Source organism: Mesorhizobium montanum (assembly GCF_033977145.1).
Taxonomy (GTDB): Bacteria; Pseudomonadota; Alphaproteobacteria; order Rhizobiales; family Rhizobiaceae; genus Mesorhizobium; species Mesorhizobium montanum.
On record NZ_JAVIJF010000057.1, the window covers coordinates 1 to 2,042 of the forward strand.

The 2,042-nt window shown below is 55.4% G+C and carries 2 protein-coding genes and 1 pseudogene; all 3 read left to right on the top strand.

The features are described 5' to 3' along the window. Positions 1-196 (top strand): 2-oxoglutarate and iron-dependent oxygenase domain-containing protein (locus RFM68_RS33420; RefSeq protein ID WP_320237188.1); only part of this gene is annotated, 196 nt, incomplete at its 5' end. Beyond that, positions 189-1,184: an isopenicillin N synthase family dioxygenase gene (locus tag RFM68_RS33425; RefSeq protein WP_320237189.1), complete on the top strand. Its 996-nt coding sequence runs from the start codon at positions 189-191 to the stop codon at positions 1,182-1,184. The genes RFM68_RS33420 and RFM68_RS33425, both read left to right, overlap by 8 nt. 414 nt (positions 1,185-1,598) lie before the next feature. Continuing rightward, a pseudogene (locus tag RFM68_RS33430) lies at positions 1,599-1,916 on the top strand (transposase); the annotation flags it as partial. Positions 1,917-2,042 lie beyond the last annotated feature (126 nt).

Below are 2,042 nucleotides of genomic sequence, written 5' to 3' on the forward strand. Positions count from 1 at the left end.
CGAAGAGCATGAGCGTCTACGCATGACCTGCGAGAAGTACGGGTTCTTCTACCTTGTCGAACACGGGATCCCGAAAGAACAGATATCAGAGGCCATCCAGGCTTCCCGGCGGTTCTTCGCGTTGCCAGCCCAACGAGAAAATGCGCCGATCGTTGCGCCGACTCCCATTCGCAAACAAAGGTGTACCCATGTCTAAGGATATCATAGCTAAACTGGATGACAAGCTACGCGCGAAACGCGAAAGCTTTGACAAGCTCCCGGTGGTTGACATCGCGCCGCTTATTGATGGGAGCAATAAGCAGAGGGTGGCGAAGGAGATACGTTGGGCCTTGTCGAACACTGGGTTCATGTACGTGAAGAACCACGGGATTCCGCAGGATTTTGTGGATTCAGTATTCAATGTGAGCCGTCGTTTCTTTGATCTGGCGATGTCGCAGAAGATGACATTGCACATCAGCAAGTCCGATGTGGCCTTTCGCGGATACGTTGAGCCGTTCGGGGAAAACACCGATCCGAGCAAGACGAAAGACCTGAAGGAGTGCTTTGATATCGGACCTGAACGCTCCACGTTGGAAGGTCCGTTTCTTGGCCCCAACCAGTGGCCCTCAAGTCTGCCCGAGTTTCGGGAACTGACATACGGCTATCATCAAAAGATGCTTAGCCTTGCGAAAATACTCTTGAGTGGCGTTGCGCTCAGTCTGGATCTGACGGAAGGCTATTTCGAGAACCTCATGAGGGATCCAATCAGCGTTCAGCGCCTACTCCATTACCCATCGCAGAGTGGCTATGTCCGCGAAGAGATCATCGGCATTGGGGCCCACACGGACTACGGCAGTCTTGCCATCCTGGCGCAGGACGACGTGGGTGGTCTTCAGGTCATGAATCGAGATGGCGACTGGGTCGATGGCGTTCCGATCAACGGCACATTCGTAATCAACATTGGCGATCTTATCCAGCGGCTCACCAATGATGTCTATCTGGCGAACATGCACCGCGTGGTGAATATCTCGGGCCGCGAGCGATACTCAATCCCCTTCTTTATCGACGCTGATTTCAACGCGACCATCGAACCATTGGCCTCATGTGTCACAGACAGCAACCCGCTTCGCTACAAGCCGATTACGTGCGGCGAGCACAAGCTCGGACGTTTCGCGGCAAGTTACGCTCACTTGGCCAAAGTGTGATGATAACGGACAGGCACATAGCCGCTCCGCCGGACTGCCGTTCGACTAAAAGGGTTGGCAAGGACATCACCCAGATACTTTATGTCGTTCCGTGCCACGGGAAAGTGATCCAGACCGAACGCCGGACGTTCACCTATCGCGAATGCGGGGCGAGCGCGTGGCCCGAACTCCTCCATGTGGCCTCGCGCGGCTCTGCTGAGGCGACTCCTTGATCCTATTTGAGAGTTCGACCAACATTGCCGACCGGGCGACGAGCTCCATCATCGTGCGGGCATTGATCTGGGCCTCTCGACACAGGCCAAGGTAGGAGCTTAACCCTAGCCTGAATATCTCACCAAAAGAAGTGCATCGGCCCCGAGAATCTGAGAAACTGCTTTTGTAACAAAGAGTTATCAGATTCAGGAACGGGGTCCGATGCAGACACACTGTACTTCCGAGCGGCTTGAATTTGAAGGCTTCGACGGCCACAAAGTTGTGGCTGGTTTCGACGGCGGAGCCATTACCTCAGACGCTGGCGCCTTGCTTCTGCGTCACGTTGATCGGGCCATAGGGCTGTTCGACCGGGTGGCCTCGTGCTTCGTCGATTACCGCAATCAGGATCTCACGGTTCACAGCGTCTGCACGCTGGTCGGGCAACGCATCGCAGCGATCGCGCTGGGATACGAGGACGTCGACGACCACGACACGCTTCGCCACGACCCGGTGCTCGCGCTTGTGTCGGAACGCCTGACTGCGTATTTCAGGCGATCGTGAGCACGGATTTCACGAGATCATGAGCAACGATTTCAGACGATCGTGAGCAACGATTTCAGATGATCGTGAGCACCTTTTCGGAGGTGCGGGACGCTTCGGCCGACA